We start from the raw sequence: 20,308 nt of genomic DNA, 5'->3' as shown, positions 1-20,308 counted from the left end.
ATGGCACACCAAGACTGCGCTCCTCCCGTCCTCGCGCTGGTGCGTGGCCTCGTCGAAGAGGTCCACTCGCAGGCCGCGTCGCCCTCGGTGACGCTTGACAGCTCCTTTGACAACCTGGGCATCGGCAGCCTGGAACTGGCGGAACTGTTGCTGCGCGTGCAGGACGAATTCGGGGTGGCGCTGCCGCCCCACACCCTGGCCAGCGCGGAGACCCCGCGCGACCTGGTGGCGGCGCTCAACCCGGTCCTGGGTCGTGGTCACGCCGCGGTGCGTGCGGACCGTGGCGTCGTATCCCGCCCGGCCACCGCGTCGTCCGCGCCGGCCCCAGAGTCAGCGCTGACCCTCAACGACGCCCTCAACTGGCATGTCGGTGCGACTCCGGGCCGCACCCACCTGCGGATCCTCGACGACGCGGGTGACCCCCGGAACAGCACCGACATGACCTACGCGGACCTGCACCGCGAGGCGGCCGCTGTGGCGGCCGGACTGATCGCGCACGACGTCATGCCGGGCGACGCTGTCGCCATCATGCTGCCGACCTGCCGGGCGTATTTCGTGACATTCGCCGGCGTGGTCCTCGCCGGCGCGGTGCCCGTCCCGGTCTATCCACCCGCGCGGCCGTCCCAACTGGCGGACCACCTGCGTCGCACCGCCGGCATCCTGGCCAACGCGCGCGCCAAGATGCTGGTAACGGTGCCGGAGGCCGTCGCCCTGGGTCACCTGTTGCGCTCGAACGTCGAAAGCCTGCGTCATGTCGTCATTCCCGAATCGCTCACGCGCACAGGCGAACACGCGCCGTCATCGCTTCCCCGGCCGCGGACCGAAGATCTGGCGCTGGTGCAGTACACCTCCGGCAGCACCGGGCAGCCCAAAGGGGTCGCGCTGAAGCACCGCAACCTGCTCGCCAACATCCGGGCGATGGGTCGGGCCGCGGCGGCGACCGGATCGGACACCTTCGTCAGTTGGCTGCCGCTGTATCACGACATGGGTCTGATCGGTGCGTGGTTGGGCTGCTTGTACTTCGGTGTCCCGCTGGTGGTGATGAGCCCGCAGGCGTTCCTGATCCGCCCGTCGCGATGGCTGTGGGCGATCCACGCCGGCCGCGCCACCATGTCGGCCGGCCCGAACTTCGCCTACGAACTCTGCCTGTCGAAAATCCGTGACGAAGAGATCGAGGGACTCGATCTCAGTTGCTGGCGGCTCGCCTACAACGGCGCCGAACCGGTGAGCGCCACGACCATCGAACGTTTCGGTGATCGCTTCGCCCCGTACGGGTTTCGCCGGGAAGCGATGACGCCGGTTTATGGGCTGGCCGAGTCGTCGGTGGGGCTGGCGTTCCCCCCGTTGAACCGCGGGCCGATCATCGACCGCATTCGCCGAGACACCTTCGTGCGGTCCGGGCAGGTCGAGCCCGCCAAGCCCGGCGAGCGGGACCTTCGATTCGTCGCCTGCGGCCGGCCCCTGCCCGGGCACGAGATCCGGATCGTCGACGCGGCCGGCAACGAATTGGGTGACCGCCGCGAGGGGCGGGTGGAGTTCCGCGGTCCGTCGGCGACCGCGGGCTATTTCAACAACCCGGCGGCGACGCGCGCACTCTTCCACGACGCGTGGCTCGACACGGGCGATCTGGGGTACACGGCCGAGGCCGACTTGTACGTCACCGGCCGGATCAAGGACATGATCATCCGGGCCGGACGCAACCTGCACCCCGCGGAACTGGAAGAGGCGGTGGGCAACATCGAGGGTGTCCGCAAGGGTTGTGTGGCGGTGTTCGCCTCGCCTGATCCTTCCGGCGGGCCCGAGCGACTCGTGGTCATGGCGGAGACCCGAGCCATCCGGGATGAGGCGCGGGCCGCGTTGCGCTCCGAAATCGCGGCCACGACAGTCGATCTGCTCGGGGTGGCGCCCGACGACGTGGTGCTGGCGCCACCGCGCTCCGTACTGAAGACGTCCAGCGGCAAGATCAGGCGGGCGGCCAGCCGGGCCCTCTACCACTCCGGCAAGATCGGCGCGCGACCACGGGCATTGTGGTGGGAATTGGCGCGGCTTCGCCTCCGCGGCGCGGTGCCTTCGCTACGCCGCGTTCGTCGCGCGGCGGGCGACGTGGCCTTCGCCGGCTACGCGTGGGCGGTGTACACGATCCTCGGGCTGGCGGTTGCCGCCTTATTGCTGCTGCTCCCGCGGGCGGCGTGGCGCTGGCGGGTGGCCCGCGCCGGGGTCCGGTTGCTGGCGCGCCTCACGGGGACGGCGATCACCGTGCAAGGCCTCGACCGCTTTCCCGCGGGCCCGTCGATTGCGGTGGCCAACCATCCCAGCTGGATCGATCCGCTGGCACTGGCGTCGGAAATGCCGCAGCGGTTTCACTTTGTCGCCGCCGAAGTCCTTGAGCATCAAGGCATCAACGGATTCGTGCTCAGGCGACTGGGCCACCAGTTCGTGGAACGTCACGAACGTGAACACGGCGTCGCGGACGCCGACCGGCTGACCGACCTGGTGCGGGCCGGCCAGTCGCTCGTAATCTTTCCGGAAGGCCGCCTGGCCCGCGCCCCGGGGTTGCGGCCGTTCCACATGGGCGCCTTCGTAGTGGCCGCCCGAACCGGGGTGCCCGTCACGCCGGTCGGGATTCGCGGGACCCGGACGATTCTGCGTCCGGAACACCATTTCCCGCGTCGCGGAGCAATCGACATCGGGGTGGGGGAGCCGATCATGCCCTCGGGCGACAACTGGGCGGCCGCGGTCGAATTGCAGCACGCTGTGCGGAGCGCCGTGCTGGTGTTATCGGGGGAGTCGGACGTGGAATAACCTGTGGCAGCGGTTTATTCGTCGTGTTTGCTGACGGCGTGACCGGCGCTGCGCACCACGTTGCGGAAGAATTCGATGCGGGCGGTGACCAGGTCGTCCGCCAGGTCCAGTGCGGCGTCGACGACGGTCTTGCGTCGCGACTGCTCGGGGAGCACCGGACTGATCTGGTCGACGAACTTGCGGACGGCCTCGATGGCGTGCTTGCGGCCGGATTCGACGGATTCCAGCACGTCATCGGAGAGCTCGGCCCAACGTGGCTCGGTCTTGTGCGGTGCCTCGGTCATGATCTCACTCCTAATCGACGAGTGGTTTTCGAAAGATGCGTGTGACGGCTCCGAGGTTACGACTGCCCAGACATCGGCGCGAGTGACTAAAGACCCTTCGGCCCCGGTCATATGGCCCAGACCGGCCGCCTGCGCTCGGCATGCCGGCCAAGGACTTTCGCTGCAGTGACCGGGCCGTTAGGCCCTAACCCGCCGATTTCAGCGCCTGCTAATTTGCCACCATGGCGGTACCGACCAACAACGGCGCATCCCGACGCCCGGGCGCTTTGCCGTTGAGCCCACCGGGAGGCGTCGCGTTGGGCAGTGCGGTCAAACCGTTCACCAGCACAGGTCGATACGTCGCCGACTCGTGGCGCGAATATCTCGGACAGCCCCCCGACGAGCTTCCGATCGCGCGACCCACGCTCGCCCTGGCGGCCCAGGCGTTCCGCGACGAAGTCGTTCTGTTGGGCCTGAGGGCGCGGCGCCCGATCAGCCGTCCCGAGGAGTTCGAGCGCATCACGAACGAGGTGGCCGCGGGGCTGAAGTTCTACGGGGACCGGGGATGGCTCACCAATCCGAGACGATTTTTCGGCGCACCGCCGCCACTGTCGGATGTCACGGTGCGAAAGGTGAAAGGGGGCAGGCGTTCCTTCCACCGCATCTTCTTCGACAGCGGATACCTGCCCCGCCCGGGTGAACCCGGCGCGCGGCGGTGGATGAGCTACACCGCGAACGACCGCGAGTACGCCCTGTTGCTCCGCCATCCGCAACCACGCCCCTGGTTGGTGTGCATCCACGGAACCGAAATGGGCCGGGCCGCATTGGATCTCGCCTTGTTCCGGGCCTGGCGGTTACACGAAGACCTCGGGTTGAACGTCGTGATGCCGGTCCTCCCGATGCACGGCCCGCGCGCCCGGGACCTGCCGAAGGGTGCGGTGTTTCCGGGCGAGGACATCCTCGACGACGTGCACGCGACCGCGCAGGCGGTGTGGGACATCCGGCGGTTGCTGTCCTGGATACGCCGGGAAGAGCCGGAATCGCAGATCGGGTTGAACGGTCTGTCGCTGGGTGGCTACATCGCCGCGTTGGTCGCCAGCCTCGAAACCGGGCTCACCTGCGCGATTCTCGGCGTCCCGGTGGCAGACCTGGTCGGGCTGCTGAGTCGGCACTCCGGGCTTGGCCCCGACGACCCGCGCCGTCAGACGATCGAAGCCGCCGAGCCCATCGGGCGGATGATGTCGCCGCTGTCGCTCGCTCCGCTGGTGCCCATGCCCGGCCGCTTCATCTACGCCGGCGTCGCCGATCAGGTGGTGCATCCACGCGAGCAGGTGGTCCGCCTCTGGGAACACTGGGGGAAACCCGAGATCGTTTGGTACCGCGGCGGTCATACCGGCTTCTTCCGCGCGCGGCCGGTACAGCGATTCCTCGAGGCGGCGTTGCAGCAGTCAGGCCTTTTGGATGGTTCGGTGCCCCGGCGCGACCGCCCCGCTTAGTCGCGGGGGTCGAACATGAATCCGCTGGATCCGCTGGACGCGGCGATGATGACCGCGGAGTGGGTGTCCAACCCGATGCACGTGGGCGCCGTGCTGATCCTGTCGCCGCCTGACGACGCCGGGCCAGGCTACGTCGACGAACTGCACCGCAAGACGCTGGGCGGAAACGATTCGATCGATCCGAGGCTTCGCAGATATCCGCATCGCGGTGTGGAGACCGGCGGCATGTGGGTCTGGCGGCAGGTGGATTCCGTTGATGTGAGCCGACATTGCCAGCGCCGCACGGTGTCAGGGGACGGGTTCTGGCGGCTGATCGGCGAGCTGGACGCGATGCGCCTCGACTGGAGCCGGCCGATGTGGATGTCGTACCTGATCGACGGCCTCGACGGGGGCCGCTTCGCGTTCTACATCAAGGTGCATCACAGCGTGACCGACGGGGTGGCCGGCTTTCAGATGATCACCGACGCACTCAGCAGTGATCCCGACCGCCGGTCGATGCCGCCGTTTTACGCCGATTGCCGGCCCGAGCCCTCGCCGCCGGCCTCGGCCGGGTTGCTGTCTCGTCTGGTCGCGCCGCTGCGCTCGCTGACCGATGCCACCGCGTCGAGTGTGGGGCTGATCGGGCGGGTGGCCACCGGCGAGGTGGCAACGGTGCTGGATGCCCTGGTCGGGCACACCACGGTGCTGCCCCTGGGGGCGCCCTACACCCGGTTCAACGGCCGCGTGGGCCCCGAGCGCGCGGTCGCCGCGGGCAGCTGGGCGAAAAGCCGCATCCAAGCCGTGCGGCAGGCCGCCGGCGTGACCGGCAACGACGTGCTCACCGCGATGGCGGCCGGCGTGGTGCGGCGGTGGCTGAGTGATCGCGCCGAACTGCCCGACCGGTCGCTGGTGGCCGCCTGCCCCGTCACGGTGCGCGACCCCGAGCACGAGACGCCAAAAGACCAGCACGGCAACAGGTTCGGGCTGTGGATGTGCCCGTTGGGCACCAACCTGGATGACCCGCTGGCCCGGCTGGACGCGATCCATCGGTCCATGTCGGAGGGCAAGCACTGGGTGGCCAAACGGGGAGCGGCGGCGTCACTGCTGACGAACGCCGGCAGCATCGCCGCGACGGCGATCGGACCGCTGCTGCCGTTCACGCCGAAAATCCGGACCGGATACAACCTGCCGATTTCCCACGTCCGCGGCCCGGTAGCCGAAATGTATTGGAACGGAGCTCGAATCGAGGAGATGTATCCGGTGTCGACGGTGTACGACGGTCACGCACTCAACATCACGACATGCGCGTACGCCGACCGGATCGGGTTCGGCTATGCCGCGGGCCGCGACGTGGTGCCCGATATCGAGACCTTCATACCGGCGACCGAGGAGTGCCTGGCCGAACTCGAAGCGGCAGTAGGCGTTGCCGACTGAGCGTCGGCGCCACGGGTCGGTGTTGCGATCAGCCTCGCGCCCGGTGCGAGGCGCGGCCCACGTGGGCCATGATGCGTTCCAAGACGGTGTTGGACAGGTCGCCGTCATCGGCAACGCGCGACAGGCCGCGGCGCCGCAGGAACGTGTCGAGGCGTCGGTCAGGGGACCAGTCGGCATAAATTGGGCCGAGGTACCGCGATTGCAGGAATTCCGAAGCCAGGGCGTCCACGTCAGAGTCGGTCAACGACAACGTCGGGATACCGCCCATAACCGCCATGCTCCTTCGTTCAGCCGCAACCGCACCAGCCAAGTTACGTCAGACGACGCCATTATTCCGTCACGCGCTGATTGCGGATAGGGCCCAAAGTCATCACTGGAGCCGGCGCCCCCAACGGCCGTGACGGGCCCGGGCGACGCTGCCCGGGCCCCGCTTCAGCCGGCTACTTTGCGGCGACCTTTACGTGCTTCTCCTCGGGCGCGGGCTGTGAGACCGGCACGGAGACAGTGAGGATGCCTTTGTCGTAGCTGGCCTTGATGTCGTCTTCGTTGGCACCGGACGGCAGCGACACGGTGCGGACGAACGAGCCGTAGGAGAACTCCGATCGGCCGTCGAACTCCTTTTTCTCGCTGCGCTCGGCCTTGATGGTGAGCTGACCGTCGCGGACGGTGATATCGACGTCCTTGGCCGGGTCGATGCCCGGGATCTCGGCGCGCAGCTCGTAGCGGCCATCAACCATCTCGTCTTCCAACCGCATGAGCCGGGTGTCGAACATCGGGCGGATTCCGGCGAACGACGGGAACGACGAGAAGAAGTCCGCGAACTCGGGGAACAGCATGTGCGGCTTCTGTGCCGCGGGCAGCGTGCTGGTCATTGTTCTCTCCTGGGATGTCTGTTGTCTTCAAACGGACGTCTTCGATCCGACCACGCAAGCCGCCACCACGGTAGGGACGGAAGTCCTTATCTCGTTTCGGGCGACGACTTTTGGGTGTGACGGGGATACTCGAACGATGGCCGGGACAGCGCGGTCGGCGCGGTGGCCGTCGAGCATCAGGCGCCGGGACGGACGCCTGGTCCCCTTCGACGTGGGCCGCATCGAGACGGCGATCGCTGGGGCCGCGCGCGAGGCCGGACATCGCGACCCGGACTTACCCGGCGGGCTGGCCAGGTCGGTGGCCGATGCGCTGGCGGGTCAGGCCCGCAGCGCAATTCCGCGGGTCGAGGAGATCCAAGACGTGGTCGAGGCGCAGCTGGCGGCGGCCGGCCTGGACGACGTTGCCCGCGCTTATGCCGACTACCGCCGGCACCACGCCGAATTACGCGCGACCAAAGAGCTGACCGGTGTGCGCGACGAACTCAAATTGAGCGTGGCCGCCGTGACGGTGCTGGGCGAGCGCTATCTGCTGCGCGACGACCGCGGCAGGCCGATGGAATCGACCGGCGAAATGATGGACCGCGTCGCGAACCAGGTCGCGGGGGCCGAGGAGAAGTTCCGCTCCGGGTCCTCGGCGGTGTGGGCCCAACGGTTTTCGGCGCTGCTGCGTGGGCTCGAGTTTCTACCCAACTCGCCGACGCTGATGAACGCCGGCACCGAACTGGGGCTGCTTTCCGCGTGTTTCGTTCTGCCAGTGGCTGATTCGCTGCATTCAATCTTCACCGCGCTCGCACAGAGCGCGGACATACACCAGGCCGGCGGAGGGACCGGCTACGCGTTCACCCACCTGAGACCCGCCGGTGATTCGGTGGCCCGCACCGGCGGGACGGCCAGCGGACCGCTGTCGTTTCTCCGGCTGTTCGATTACGCCGCCGCGGTGATCTCGATGGGTGGCCGCCGGCGCGGCGCATCGATGGCGGTGCTCGACGTATCGCACCCCGACATCTACGACTTCGTCACCGCCAAGTCCCGCTCGGCCAGTGAGCTCAACCAGTTCAACCTGTCGGTGGGCGTGACCGACCGATTCCTGCGCGCCGTCGCGCGCGGCGGCAGCCATCGGCTGGTCAACCCGAGGACGGGTGCGGTGGTCGCGACGGTGCCCGCAGCCGATCTGTTCACCGCGATCTGCGAGGCCGCACACCGGTGCGGCGACCCCGGACTGGTGTTCCTCGACACCATCAACCGCGCCAATCCGACGCCGGCGTTGGGCCGGATCGAGGCCACCAACCCGTGCGGGGAGGTCCCGCTGCTGCCCTACGAATCGTGCAACCTGGGTTCGATCAACCTCGCTCGGATGGTCAGCGGCGGCGGCATCGACTGGGATCGGCTCACGGCGGTGACGGAACTGGCCGTGCGCTTCCTGGACGACGTCATCGACGTCAGCCGGTTTCCCTTCCCCGAAGTCGAAGCGGCCACCAAGGCCACCCGCAAGATCGGGCTGGGCGTCATGGGCCTGGCGGAGATGCTGGCCGGGTTGGGAATTCCGTATGACAGCGAGCGCGGCGTTCGCCTGGCCGGCCGGATCGCCCGCACCGTCAACCGGGCCGCACATGCCGCCTCTGAGCGGCTGGCCGAGGAGCGCGGACCGTTTCCGGCCTTCGCGGACAGCCGCTTGGCGGGCTCGGCGCCGCGGCGTAACGCCCAGCTCACCTCGATAGCGCCGACCGGCACCATCTCGTTGATCGCCGGTACCAGCGCGGGGATCGAGCCGATGTTCGCGATCGCCTACGTCCGGGCGGTCATCGGGCGGCGCCTGCTCGAGGTCAACCCGTGTTTCGACCGGCTCGCCCGCGACCGCGGTTTCTACCATCCCGACCTGATCGCCGAAATCGCCCGGCACGGCGGCGTGCGCGAGGACCGACACGTCCCCGCCGAGGTTCGGGCGGCGTTTCCCACCGCAGCCGAGATCACCCCGGATTGGCACCTGCGGATGCAGGCCGCGGTGCAGCGGCACGTCGACGCCGCGGTGTCCAAAACCGTCAACCTGCCGGCCGAATCGACCGTCGACGACGTCCGCGCGATCTATCTGGCCGCGTGGAAGGCGAGGGTCAAGGGCATCACCGTCTACCGCTACGGCACCCGGGCCGGACAGGTGCTCACCTACGTCGGCTCCGAGGAGGCCCTGCTTGCCGCCGACGCCACGTTCAGCGGCGGCTGCCTGGGACGCCGGTGCGAATTCTGACCGCGTCCCAAGCAGGCCGATTGGCCGCTCGCTCGGGGTCATACGGCCCTAGTTGCGGCCGCGGTAGCGCCCTACTTTCGAGCCAGAGGCGGCAGTGGAACCGCCTCTCCTCAACGACTTTGGAGGTTCGAGGTGCGCGACGCGATCCCGATAGGGCGAGTCGCCGGATTCCCGGTGAACGTCCACTGGAGCGTGCTGGTCATCCTGTGGTTGTTCACCTGGAGCCTGGCCAGCACGCTGCCCGGAACGGTCAAAGGATATTCGCACGGCGCCTACTGGTTGGCCGGAGCGTGCGGCGCGCTGGTGCTGTTGGCCTCGCTGGTGGCGCACGAGCTCGCGCATGCCATCGTCGCCCGCCGCGCCGGGGTGTCCGTCGGGAGCGTGACGCTCTGGCTGTTCGGCGGTGTGACCACCCTCGGTGGCGAGGCCAAGACCCCCAAGGCCGCCTTCCGGATCGCGATCGCCGGGCCGGCCACCAGCCTCGCCCTGGCCGCCGCCTTCGGCGGGCTGGTCGCGGCGCTGCATACGGTGCGCGCCGCTCCTATCGTGATCGGGGTCGCGTCCTGGCTGGCCGTCATCAACCTGCTGCTCGGGCTTTTCAACCTGTTGCCCGGCGCACCTCTGGACGGTGGCCGCGTGCTGCGGGCCATCCTGTGGCGCAGCCACGGGGACAGCGTGCGGGCGAGCATCGGCGCGGCGCACGCCGGACGGGTGGTCGCCTTCATCCTGATCGGGCTGGGGCTGGCCGAATTCTTGTTGGGCGGCGTGATCGGCGGAGTCTGGCTGGCGTTCATCGGCTGGTTCATCTTCGCGGCCAGTCGCGAGGAGGAGACGCGGATATCGACCCAGCAGATGTTTTCCGGCGTGCGCGTCGCCGACGCGATGACCGCCGGGCCGCATACCGCGCCCGGTTGGATCACCGTCGACGATTTCGTCCAGCGCTATGTGCTCGGTGACCGGCACTCGGCATACCCAGTCGTCGACCGGAGCGGGGCGATTACCGGTCTGATCACGTTGCGCCGGTTGCGCGAGGTCGCGCCCGCCCAGCGCGCCACCGTCACCGTGGGGGAGGTCGCGCAACCGCTTCACGAGGTCCCGTCCGGTGCGCCGCAGGAGCCGCTGACGGCCCTGCTGGAGCGGATGGCGCCGGCCGGTCCCCGCAGCCGTGCTCTGGTGTTCGAGGGGGCTCAGGTGGTCGGCATCGTCACGCCCACCGATGTGGCGCGCCTCATCGAGGTCTATCGGCTCGCCCATCCCGAAGACGCGAAACCGGCGTCAGCGCAAAGCTTTTAGTGGGCCTCGTTTTTACAAGCAATGTTGTGTAAACTCTTGCCCATGACGTACGTGATCGGGAAGCCATGCATCGACGTGATGGATCGCGCCTGCGTGGACGAGTGTCCCGTCGATTGCATCTACGAGGGCGGCCGCGCGCTCTACATACATCCCGACGAATGCGTGGACTGCGGAGCATGCGAGCCGGTGTGCCCGGTCGATGCCATCTACTACGAAGACGACCTGCCCGAGGAGCTCAGACCGTACCTGGCCGACAACGAGGCGTTCTTCACCGAAACGCTGCCCGGCCGCGACGCCCCCCTGGGATCCCCGGGTGGGGCGGCCAAGCTCGGGCCGCTCGGTGTAGACACGCCTTTGGTGGCCGCTCAGCCGAGGGCCGACCAAGCGGAAGGAGCGTGAGGGTCCTGTGAAGTTGTCGCCGACGTCGATCGGGGAATCCGCCAGCCGCCGCCGCGAGGTTTTGCGGGTGTTGCGGGCGTCGCCCGATCCCATGAGCATCGCCGCGATCGCCGACGTGCTTGGCGTCCATCCGAACACGGTCCGCTTCCACCTCGACAGCCTGGTCGGTGACGGGCAGGTGGAGCACGTCGAGCTGGACCGCAAGGGGCCGGGTCGCCCGCCGCTGATGTTCCGCGCGGTCCGGCAGATGGACCGCGGTGGCACGCGGCACTACCGCCTGCTCGCCGAGATCCTGGCCGTGGCGTTCGCCGGAGAGCGCGATGCCGGCGCCAAGGCCCAGGCCGCGGGCCGGGCCTGGGGGCGAAAGCTGGACGCCAGCCTGGAAGCGGTGCCACCGGAACCCGCCAGCGCCGACGACGCCATCGACCACTTGGTCAACATGCTCGACGAGCTCGGCTTCGCGCCCGAACGGCGGGCGGCCGACGGGGAGCAACAGGTCGGCCTGCGGCACTGCCCGTTCCTGGAGCTGGCCGAAAACCGGACCGCCGTCGTGTGCCCGGTGCATCTGGGTCTCATGCAAGGCGCCATGGAGGCCTGGGGAGCGCCGGTTTCGGTCGATCGGCTCGAAGCGTTCGTCGAACCGGATCTGTGCGTGGCGCACCTGGCGCCGCGGACCGCGGCCAAATGAGCGCCGGGCCGGCGGTCGCCGTTGCGCTCACCTTCGTGTGGCTCGGCATGGTGTTGGCGATCTCGTTCCTGGAAGCCCCGCTGAAATTCCGCGCGCCCAACGTGACGTTGCAGATCGGGCTCGGCATCGGGCGGCTGGTGTTCCGGGCCCTCAACACCGTCGAGGTCTGCTTCGCCCTGGTCCTCGTGGCGATCGTGGCCGGGGGCTTGACGACGACGGGCACCACCGCCGCGGTTTTCGTCGCGGCGGGCGCGCTGGCCGTGCAGTTGATCGCGGTGCGCCCCCGACTGACCCGCCGCTCGGACAGCGTGCTCGCCGGGTCGGACGGGCCGCGCTCCCGCGCCCACTACGTCTACGTCGGCTTCGAGGTGGTCAAGGTAATCGCGTTGGTCGTGGCGGGGATACTGCTACTGACGGCCTGATGGTGTCCGCTCAACCGCAAAGGACTCAGCTATGGAATCAATCTCGTTGACGAGCCTCGCGTCCGAAAAGCTGGCCGAGGCCAAGGAATCGCACAGCGGGCGGGCCGCCCACACCATCCACGGTGGCCACAGCCACGAGCTTCGGCAGACCGTGCTGGCTTTGCTTGGCGGCCATGAGCTTTCCGAACACGACGGCCCCGCCGAGGCAACGCTGCAGGTGCTGCAGGGCCACGTGCGGATGACCACCGGCGACGACGCCTGGGAGGGCAAAACCGGCGACTATGTCGCGATCCCGACCGAACGGCACGCCCTGCACGCGGTCGAGGATTCGGTGGTCATGCTGACCGTGCTCAAGACCCTTCCGTCGGTTCACTAGCCGGATGCTTTCCACGCCCTGGTCAAGGGAATTCGGGTTGCGGGTACCGATCGTCAACGCGCCCATGGGCGGCGTCGCCGGGGGCCGGCTGGCCGCGGCGGTGACCGCGGCCGGTGGCCTGGGCATGGTCGGCATGGGCAGCGTCGCCACGAGGGAACTGCTGCAAAGCCAGCTGCAGCACGTGCAGGGAACGTTCGGCATCGGCCTGGTCGATTGGGTGATGCGCACCGAGGCGGGGCTGCTCGAGGATGCGCTGGCGGCTCGGCCGGCCCTGCTGTCAGTCAGTTTCGGGACCGACTGGTCCTGGGTCGCAAAGGCGCACGACGCCGGGATCCCCACCGCCACACAGGTTTACGACGGCGCCGGGGCGCGCCAGGCGGCCGATGCCGGCGTCGACATCCTGGTCGCCCGGGGGTCCGAGGGTGGCGGTCACGGCGAGACGAAGCTCGCGACGCTGCCGTTGCTCGACACCGTGCTGGACGCCGTCTCGGTGCCGGTCCTCGCGGGCGGCGGTGTCGCTTCGGCGCGCAGCCTGGCCGCCGTGCTGGCCGCCGGTGCGAGCGGGGCGTGGGTGGGAACCCGCCTGGCCGCGTGTCCGGAGGCGCTCTCCGGCGAAGGCAGCCGCCGCGCGCTGATCGCGGCCCGGGCCACCGACACCGCCGTCACCCGGGCCTTCGACGTCGCCCAGGCCCGGCCGTGGCCCGCGCGGTTCCCGTCCCGGGTGCTGACCAACGACTTCGTCGAGCGTTGGACGGGTAAAGAGGACACGCTCAACCCGCAGGCCTGCGACGACCTCGCGGCCTCCATCGCCGCCGACGACCGCCGGGTGGCCCCCGTGGACGCCGGTCAGGGCGTCGGGATGATCCGCGACGACGCGTCGGTGGCAGAGGTGATCGACGAAATGTGTTCGGGCGCAGAGCGTCTGCTGAGCGTCTGGGGCTCCTAGCGTCCGCCTAGCCGCCGGGGGTGAGCACGACGCAACAGCGGTCGGGCCCCGGGCACAGCTGGGCGTCGGGACCGTGCGGCGCCAGGGCATCGGCGACGCCGGTGATCAGGGCGTGGCTCATGTTGCAGGCCAGCTCGGTCTGCTCCTGCGCGAGCGCGTGGAACGGGCAGTTGGCGAGTTCGATCCTGCGGCCGACGGCGCGGGGTTCGTAGCCGTACCTGCTCAAGACCTTGACGGCGAGCTTGAGTCCGGCGGCGGCGCTGGCGGGCCGGCGCGGCGTGGCGGCGATGGTCTGCCCGTAGTCGTGGGCGACGCCGTTGAGGACCTCGGCAACGGGCGCGCCGGTGGAGGACGACTCGGCGATGGCTTTTGCCATCAAGCGTCCCGCCAGTTCGTATTCGCGCTGGGGGAGGCTGACGGCGATGTCGCGGCTCGCCCGGCGGTACAGCTTGGACGTCCGCCCCGCGCCCGGCCCGGATCGGCCCGTGACGCGCGCGTAGTCGCTTTCCAGCAGGCCGTCGGCGGTCAACCGATCCAGGTGAAACTTGGCCTGGTGGTGCGCAATCCCGACGGCGTCGGCCGCCTGGTCGCGGCTCACCGGCGCCGACTGGGCGCACACGAACCGGTAGAGCTCACGTCGCACCGGGTCGGCGAGCGCCCCGATGCCCGCGGCGTCGCGCTTCAGGGAGTCGTCGTCCACGTCGGCAGCCATTTCTAACGGATAAAACTCTTGACGCTACAGTCTACAGCTTCTAACGTTCAAATTATTGTCTGTTAGAGGAGGATTCCATGAGCACCACCAACGCCACCCCGGCGCTCTCCGCTCAGTTGAAGGACCCGGCGCTGTCGGCGTACTACGCCCTGCGCACGGTTTTCACCATCGCGCCCATCGTCTTCGGGCTGGACAAGTTCTTCAACGTGCTGACCCACCCGCATCACTGGAGCATGTACCTGGCCGGCTGGATCAACGACCTGGTGCCCGGGACCGCCGATCAGTGCATGTATCTGGTGGGGGTCATCGAGATCGTGGCCGGCGTGCTGGTCGCCGTCGTGCCGCGGTTCGGCGCATGGGTGGTCGCCGCGTGGCTGGCCGGGATCATCATCGACCTCGTCACCGGGCCGGGCTTCTACGACGTGGCGCTGCGCGACTTCGGTTTGCTGGTCGGCGCCATCGCGCTCGCCCGGCTGGCGCAGGGCGTGCACACCGGCAGCATCGGGCGCCGATAGCCTGCCAGGCTCAGACCCCGCGCAGATAGCGCTTGGCGATGACGCGCTGGGCCACCGCCACCACTGGCCTGGCGGCCTTGCTCCACCAGGTCGCGGGCCGCGAGAACGCCGTCACCTCCGCGAACACCGCGGAGGTGGCGGGGTCACGCCGGACGACGAAGCGCTCCTCGCCGGACTCCGGATGTCCCGGCAATGTCCCGTAGGCGAATCCGCGGATGTCGGGCTCGTCGACGACATACACAACCCGGCATGGCGCGGGCAGAAAACCCATGCGCACCACCACAACTGTGCCGACCTCGGCGACGTCGGAGCTGGCGCGCACCCGCAACCCCGCCCCGTGCTGCATGCCCCAGCGCATGACGGCGTCGGCGGCCCGCTCGAAGCGCTGCTGGCCCGTGCCGATCTGAGTCTCCGTGTGCAGGTGGCCGTATCCCGCGGGCAAGTTGCCGGATGCGGTCGCCCCCACCTCGGGATAGGTCAGCGGGAGTTCCTCGAGCGCTGCTAAGTCCACCCGCCCAGCTTGCCACGCCGAGGTGCGCGGCGACATTTCCGGCGTACGGTCGTAAAAGTGACCGCACAAAACTCGAAAACTGTTGCACAAGCGTCCGGAACCTTCACCCTCGGCGGCGACTTGACCATCAACCGGCTCGGGTTCGGCGCCATGCGCCTGACCGGCAAGGGTGTCTGGGGCCCGCCCGCCGATCGCGACGAATGCGTCCGGGTTTTGCGCCGCGCCGTCGAACTGGGCGTGAACTTCATCGACACCGCGGACTCCTACGGCCCCTACATATCCGAGGACATCATTCGCGAGGCGCTGCACCCCTACGACGGATTGGTCATCGCGACCAAGGCGGGGCTGCTGCGCACCGGGCCGGACGTCTGGATCCCGCTGGGCAACCCGAGCTATCTGCGCCAGGAATGCGAGATGAGCCTGCGCCGCCTGGGCGTCGACACCATCGACCTGTTCCAGCTGCACCGCATCGACCGCGACTTCCCGCTGGCCGACCAGGTGGGCGAGCTGCTGACCCTGAAGAACGAGGGCAAGATCCGCCACATCGGTCTGTCCGAGATCAACGTCGACCAACTCTCGGAGGCCCAGCGGACCACCGAGATCGTGTCGGTGCAGAACATGTACAACCTGTCCGCCCGGGGCGCCGAACCGCTGCTGGACGCCGCCACCCGACAGGGCATCGGTTTCATCCCGTGGTTCCCACTGGCCGCCGGGCCGCTGGCCGCCCCCGACGGCCCGCTGCAGCGCATCGCCGGTGAGCACCACGCGACTCCGTCGCAACTGGCGCTGGCGTGGTTGCTGAAACGGTCGCCGGTGATGCTGCCGATTCCGGGCACCTCGAAGGTGGCTCACCTGGAGGAGAACGTCGCCGCCGCCGAGATCACGCTGTCCGACGACGAGTTCGACACCCTCTCAGCGGCCGGGGCTCAACAGACGGTCTGACCGCGCCGCCCCTTCGGCCGCGCAATACGGTGTGCTGGTGGCGGAACATCAGCAGCACCCCGGCGGCGGGTTCAACCCACCGGAGCCGACGACCAAGGGCGGGCCCGACTACGGCAGGTTCATCGATGCCGTGCGCACCCTGCAGGACCACGCCCGCGCCGTCGACGCCCCCGACGCGGTGATCACCGAGGCCGCCAACCTGCTGGACAAGGTGTCGGCGCTGCTGAGCCCGTTCGACGCCGACGAGTGGGAGTCCCCGTCGGGGCGTCGCATGGACCTGCCGATGCGCGGCAACATCCTGTCGGTGCCCATGAAGGCCCGCAAGACCGACGACGGCCGCATCCAGGGTTCGGCCCGGTTCGCCCGGTTTCACCTGGGCCGCAACGGTGCCGTGCACGGCGGCTGCCTGGGAATGCTGTTCGACAGCGTGCTGGGGCTGACGTCCTCGGTGCTCACCGGGGGCCCCTACCAGCGCACGGCCTACCTGAAGATCGACTACCGCCGCATCGTGCCGATCGAGAAGGAATTGCGGTTCGACGCCGGCATCGACCGGGTGGACGGGCGCAAGATCTTCGTGTCCGGCCGGTTGACCGACGGTGACACGCTGCTGACCGAAGCCGACGCCCTGTTCGTGCGGCTCAAGCCGGGTCAGCCCTAACGGCCCAGCAAGCGCCACAGGTCGGCGGCGTCGGCGTCAATCGCCTCGAAGATGTCGGCAGTCCGCTCTTGGCCCCACACGGCAGGTCCACTCGCCAACAGCTTTTCGCGGCTGACGGCGTCGGGACTGGTTTTCACATTGCCGGCGCCGCCGCGGGGAACACCGCATTCGGCCGCCAACTCCTGTCCGTCGCGCAACCTCACCCGTACCCGGGCCGGGAAGGTCATGGTGAATGCGTCCAGCGCTGCCGGCGCCCACAACTGTCCTGTCGCCGCTCGTCCGGCCGCCCCGATTCCACCATCGCGCAGCGCGCGGAGTAGGGCGACCGAGTCGCCGAGGGCGAAGCGAACGCCCTTGTGTTCCTTGCGAGTTCGCCGGACGGCGGCGAGCAGCCGGCGGGCTGGCGTGCCGACTGTCATAGCGCGAACCGGAAGAAGCGGCGCCATCGCCTCGGCCGTACGCAAGGTGAGCGACCAGTCGTGCCGCAACGACACCCGTGCGGCGACGTCGGCGAGCTCGCGGTGGTGGCCGGCCAGCCATTCCTCGTTGACCTCGTCCGGTGTGAGCCGGCCGGCGACAAGAGTGGCGGCAACGGTCCACGGGATCGAGAAGTTGATGGTCACCGGGGTGGGCGTGCGGCCGGCCGTGTACCCGTGCGACAGGGCGTCCATCCCGCACGTCAGCACGCCCGCATCGACGACCACCGACGCGACGTCCGCGGCCGGCGGCGGCCCGAGTTCGTGCAGCGCGTCGACGGTCGTGTCGACATACGCGCAGCCCGGATACCGCTTGACGCTCAGAGTCCGTGTCGCCCAACCGGAGCCAAGCCCGCCCAGAAGTGCGGGCAGCGGCGCGTAGGAGAACGCATCGAAGAAGCCTTGTGGGTGGTCGAGGGCATCCAGTGGGCCGGTGACGCCGTTGGCGGCCAGGCGGGCGGCCCGGACGCCGGCCAGTGTCGGTTCCGCGGCCGTCAGCAGCTTCGAATCGGGGGCCATGAACCCCGGGACGGTGGCGCGCGGAGCCTGGTAGAGAGCAAGGGCCAGGGCATGTGCCAGCCGGCGCGCATCGAGTCCAAGCAGACGTCCGGCGCTGACGGCGGCTCCGGCGGCATGCACGAACGACCACAGCTGACCGTTGAGCGGCCCCAGCATGCAGGCGCCGCCCAAGCGGGCCTCGAGCTCGTTGGCCGCGACCTGGGCGGCCAATTGCTCGGCCGCCGGGGCGCCGGTCTCGGCCGCGAGGAGGACCGGTACCCATACGGCGGAGTGGCCGGCGTGCGCGAAGCACATGTAGTCGTCGAAGTCGAGCGCGATCGACAACGCGGCCGCGGCGTAGAGGGCGTCGTCGACGGCGACGGATCGGTGTAATCCCGGCACCGCCGCGGGGCCGTCGCCGGCCCAGCTCTCGACGCCGGCGAGCACGCGCCGTGACGCGGCGTCGCGGGCCGACGCGGCCGTGGCCGCGAACACGGATCGGCGCTGGGTGCGGCACAGGTCGACCACGGTGTCGGGGACGTCCTCGAGACGCAGGTCAGCGGCCCACCCGGCCAACCGTTCGATGGTGGTGACCACGCTGGCACGGTAGGCGCAGTTCGATCGAGGGGTCAATCAGTGGTGGCCCGGCGGTGTGGGGTGGTGGTCGGCCACACGGATAGCATGGTCGCGATCGTTCCGAGATGTCCAAAGCCTGGAGAATTGACCCGATGAGTGCCGCCGCACAGCTCACGCCGCAAGCCCCGATCCGGGTTCCTGCCGGCACTACCGCGGCCGCCGCGGTGCGGGAGGCGGGGCTGCCGGGCCGGGGTTCCCCGGACGCGATCGTGGTGGTGCGCGACGCCGACGGCAGGTTGCGCGACCTGAGCTGGGTGCCCGAGGCCGACGTCGAGGTCGTCCCGGTGGCGGCCAACACCGACGAGGGGCGCAGTGTCATCCGGCATTCGGCCGCGCACGTGCTGGCCCAGGCCGTCCAGGGCATGTTCCCGCACGCCAAGTTGGGCATCGGGCCGCCCATCACCGATGGCTTCTACTACGACTTCGACGTGGCGGAGCCGTTCACGCCCGAGGATCTGGCGGCGCTGGAAAAGCGGATGCGCCAGATCGTCAAAGAGGGGCAGCTGTTCGAGCGGCGCGTTTATGAGTCCAAGGACCAGGCGCGCTCGGAGTTGGCCAACGAGCCGTACAAGCTGGAACTCGTCGATGACAAGTCCGGCGACCCCGACATCATGGAGGTGGGTGGCGACGAGCTCACCGCCTACGACAACCTCAATCCCCGCAGCCGGGAAAGGGTTTGGGGCGACCTGTGCCGCGGGCCGCACATCCCGACCACCAAGCACATCCCGGCGTTCAAGCTGACCCGAAGTTCCGCCGCCTACTGGCGGGGCGACCAGAAAAACGCCAGCCTGCAACGCATTTACGGCACCGCGTGGGAATCCCAGGAGGCGCTGGACCGCCACCTCGAGCTGCTCGAGGAAGCGCAGCGCCGCGACCACCGCAAGCTGGGCACCGAGCTGGACCTGTTCAGCTTCCCCGACGAAATCGGTTCCGGGCTGGCGGTTTTCCACCCCAAGGGCGGCGTCGTGCGCAGGGAGCTGGAGGAGTACTCGCGGCGCAAGCACATCGAGGCCGGGTACGAATTCGTCAACACTCCGCACATCACCAAGGCGCAGCTGTACGTCACGTCGGGTCACCTGGAGTGGTACGCCGACGGAATGTACCCGCCGATGCATCTCGACGCCGAGTTCAACGAGGACGGCACGGTGCGCAAGCCCGGCCAGGACTACTACCTCAAGCCGATGAACTGCCCGATGCACCACCTGATCTACCGGTCGCGCGGACGGTCGTATCGCGAACTTCCGTTGCGGCTCTTCGAGTTCGGCAGCGTGTACCGCTACGAGAAATCCGGCGTGGTGCACGGCCTGACCCGGGTGCGCGGCATGACGCAGGACGACGCGCACATCTACTGCACGCGCGAGCAGATGCGCGACGAGCTGGCGTCGGTGCTGCATTTCGTGCTCGACCTGCTGGCCGACTACGGACTCGACGACTTCTACCTGGAGCTGTCCACCAAGGACCCGGAGAAGTACTCCGGTTCCGACGAGCTATGGGACGAGGCCACCGAGGTCCTGCGCGACGTCGGCGTGGCCTCCGGGCTGGAGCTGATCCCCGACCCCGGCGGCGCGGCGTTTTACGGCCCGAAGATCTCGGTGCAGGTCAAGGACGCGCTGGGCCGGAGCTGGCAGATGTCGACCATCCAGCTCGACTTCAACATGCCGGAACGCTTCGAGCTGGAATACACCGCCGCCGACGGCTCGCGTCAGCGGCCGGTGCTGATCCACCGCGCGTTGTTCGGGTCCATCGAGCGGTTCTTCGGCATCCTCACCGAGCACTACGCCGGCGCGTTCCCGGCGTGGCTGGCGCCCGTGCAGGTGGTCGGCATCCCGGTCGCCGACGAACACGTGCCCTACCTGGAAAGCGTTGCCGCGCAGCTCAAATCGCAGGGTGTGCGGGTGGAGGTGGACGCCAGCGACGACCGGATGGCCAAGAAGATCGTCCACCACACCAACCAGCGCGTCCCGTTCATGCTGCTGGCCGGCGACCGCGACGTCGAGGCCGATGCCGTCAGCTTCCGCTTCGGTGACCGCACGCAGATCAACGGCGCGCCACGGGACAGCGCCGTCGACGCCATCGTGGCTTGGGTCGCCGATCGCCAAAATGCCGCTCCCACAGCCGAACTCGTAAAGGTGACCGGCGGTGAGTAGA

Annotated in this window: 20 protein-coding genes; 14 read left to right on the top strand and 6 right to left on the bottom strand. The window is 68.9% G+C overall.

Translation table 11 applies throughout. From position 1 onward, the window contains the following. The gene (locus A5711_RS17810) at positions 1–2,802 is read left to right on the top strand and encodes an AMP-binding protein (RefSeq protein ID WP_067948776.1); all 2,802 of its coding nucleotides are present in this window, start codon (positions 1–3) and stop codon (positions 2,800–2,802) included. Between the two features lie 14 nt (positions 2,803–2,816). On the opposite strand, the gene A5711_RS17805 is transcribed toward A5711_RS17810, so the two are convergent. Beyond that, entirely contained in the window at positions 2,817–3,086 is a 270-nt protein-coding gene (locus A5711_RS17805) for a hypothetical protein (RefSeq protein WP_067948774.1), read from the bottom strand. A gap of 221 nt (positions 3,087–3,307) precedes the next feature. Here A5711_RS17805 and A5711_RS17800 point away from each other — a divergent pair, with 221 nt between their 5' ends. Further along, the gene (locus A5711_RS17800) at positions 3,308–4,561 is read left to right on the top strand and encodes a S9 family peptidase (RefSeq protein WP_067948772.1); all 1,254 of its coding nucleotides are present in this window, start codon (positions 3,308–3,310) and stop codon (positions 4,559–4,561) included. 15 nt (positions 4,562–4,576) lie between these two features. Beyond that, complete coding sequence (locus tag A5711_RS17795; protein WP_067948770.1) at positions 4,577–5,974, top strand: wax ester/triacylglycerol synthase family O-acyltransferase; 1,398 nt, start codon at positions 4,577–4,579, stop codon at positions 5,972–5,974. Between the two features lie 28 nt (positions 5,975–6,002). Here A5711_RS17795 and A5711_RS17790 read toward each other — a convergent pair whose 3' ends face one another. Both A5711_RS17790 and A5711_RS17785 read right to left on the bottom strand, forming a co-directional pair. Next, positions 6,003–6,218, bottom strand: a complete 216-nt coding sequence (locus A5711_RS17790) for a hypothetical protein (RefSeq protein WP_197500882.1) — start codon at positions 6,216–6,218, stop codon at positions 6,003–6,005. 196 nt (positions 6,219–6,414) lie between these two features. Further along, positions 6,415–6,846, bottom strand: coding sequence for an Hsp20/alpha crystallin family protein (locus tag A5711_RS17785; protein WP_067948765.1), 432 nt, complete (start codon positions 6,844–6,846; stop codon positions 6,415–6,417). 136 nt (positions 6,847–6,982) lie between these two features. On the opposite strand from A5711_RS17785, the gene A5711_RS17780 reads away from it, so the two are divergent. From A5711_RS17780 to A5711_RS17750, 7 genes are all read left to right on the top strand, one after another. Further along, positions 6,983–9,088 carry an adenosylcobalamin-dependent ribonucleoside-diphosphate reductase gene (locus A5711_RS17780; RefSeq protein WP_197520132.1) on the top strand — a complete coding sequence of 702 codons (2,106 nt, stop codon included), beginning with the start codon at positions 6,983–6,985 and terminating at the stop codon, positions 9,086–9,088. A gap of 132 nt (positions 9,089–9,220) precedes the next feature. Then, positions 9,221–10,381: a site-2 protease family protein gene (locus A5711_RS17775; RefSeq protein WP_067948763.1), complete on the top strand. Its 1,161-nt coding sequence runs from the start codon at positions 9,221–9,223 to the stop codon at positions 10,379–10,381. A 42-nt stretch (positions 10,382–10,423) separates the two neighbouring features. Next, a complete protein-coding gene (fdxA, locus tag A5711_RS17770; protein ID WP_067948761.1) occupies positions 10,424–10,780 on the top strand; it encodes a ferredoxin in 357 nt (118 codons plus the stop codon). 7 nt (positions 10,781–10,787) lie between these two features. Beyond that, positions 10,788–11,468 (top strand): metalloregulator ArsR/SmtB family transcription factor, encoded by a 681-nt coding sequence (locus tag A5711_RS17765; RefSeq protein WP_067948759.1) that lies wholly within the window; start codon positions 10,788–10,790, stop codon positions 11,466–11,468. Next, positions 11,465–11,890: a hypothetical protein gene (locus tag A5711_RS17760; protein WP_067948819.1), complete on the top strand. Its 426-nt coding sequence runs from the start codon at positions 11,465–11,467 to the stop codon at positions 11,888–11,890. The genes A5711_RS17765 and A5711_RS17760 overlap by 4 nt, the downstream gene beginning before the upstream one ends. Before the next feature lie 31 nt (positions 11,891–11,921). Beyond that, on the top strand, positions 11,922–12,266 hold the full coding sequence (locus A5711_RS17755) for a cupin domain-containing protein (RefSeq protein WP_067948757.1): 345 nt from the start codon (positions 11,922–11,924) through the stop codon (positions 12,264–12,266). Positions 12,267–12,270: 4 nt separating this feature from the next. Continuing rightward, on the top strand, positions 12,271–13,212 hold the full coding sequence (locus A5711_RS17750; protein WP_067948755.1) for a nitronate monooxygenase family protein: 942 nt from the start codon (positions 12,271–12,273) through the stop codon (positions 13,210–13,212). Between the two features lie 7 nt (positions 13,213–13,219). Here A5711_RS17750 and A5711_RS17745 read toward each other — a convergent pair whose 3' ends face one another. Then, entirely contained in the window at positions 13,220–13,924 is a 705-nt protein-coding gene (locus A5711_RS17745) for a metalloregulator ArsR/SmtB family transcription factor (protein WP_197520131.1), read from the bottom strand. A 77-nt stretch (positions 13,925–14,001) separates the two neighbouring features. On the opposite strand from A5711_RS17745, the gene A5711_RS17740 reads away from it, so the two are divergent. Further along, positions 14,002–14,439, top strand: a complete 438-nt coding sequence (locus A5711_RS17740; RefSeq protein WP_067948753.1) for a DoxX family membrane protein — start codon at positions 14,002–14,004, stop codon at positions 14,437–14,439. 10 nt (positions 14,440–14,449) lie between these two features. Here A5711_RS17740 and A5711_RS17735 read toward each other — a convergent pair whose 3' ends face one another. After that, on the bottom strand, positions 14,450–14,950 hold the full coding sequence (locus tag A5711_RS17735) for a DUF1990 family protein (RefSeq protein WP_067948751.1): 501 nt from the start codon (positions 14,948–14,950) through the stop codon (positions 14,450–14,452). A 57-nt stretch (positions 14,951–15,007) separates the two neighbouring features. Between A5711_RS17735 and A5711_RS17730 the strand changes: the two genes are divergently transcribed. Together A5711_RS17730 and A5711_RS17725 are read left to right on the top strand one after the other, a co-directional pair. Next, a complete protein-coding gene (locus A5711_RS17730) occupies positions 15,008–15,892 on the top strand; it encodes an aldo/keto reductase (protein WP_067948749.1) in 885 nt (294 codons plus the stop codon). 31 nt (positions 15,893–15,923) lie between these two features. After that, on the top strand, positions 15,924–16,550 hold the full coding sequence (locus A5711_RS17725; protein ID WP_067948747.1) for a PaaI family thioesterase: 627 nt from the start codon (positions 15,924–15,926) through the stop codon (positions 16,548–16,550). Here the strand turns inward: A5711_RS17725 and A5711_RS17720 are convergent. Continuing rightward, positions 16,547–18,121 carry an MmgE/PrpD family protein gene (locus A5711_RS17720; protein ID WP_067948745.1) on the bottom strand — a complete coding sequence of 525 codons (1,575 nt, stop codon included), beginning with the start codon at positions 18,119–18,121 and terminating at the stop codon, positions 16,547–16,549. The genes A5711_RS17725 and A5711_RS17720 overlap by 4 nt on opposite strands. 131 nt (positions 18,122–18,252) lie before the next feature. Between A5711_RS17720 and thrS the strand changes: the two genes are divergently transcribed. After that, on the top strand, positions 18,253–20,307 hold the full coding sequence (gene thrS / locus A5711_RS17715) for a threonine--tRNA ligase (protein WP_067948743.1): 2,055 nt from the start codon (positions 18,253–18,255) through the stop codon (positions 20,305–20,307). Position 20,308 lies beyond the last annotated feature (1 nt).

It is taken from the genome of Mycobacterium sp. E2238 (genome assembly GCF_001672665.1).
Classification (GTDB): Bacteria; Actinomycetota; Actinomycetes; order Mycobacteriales; family Mycobacteriaceae; genus Mycobacterium.
Note: the sequence above shows the minus strand (reverse complement) of the source record. Positions and strands in the feature narration are given on the sequence as shown.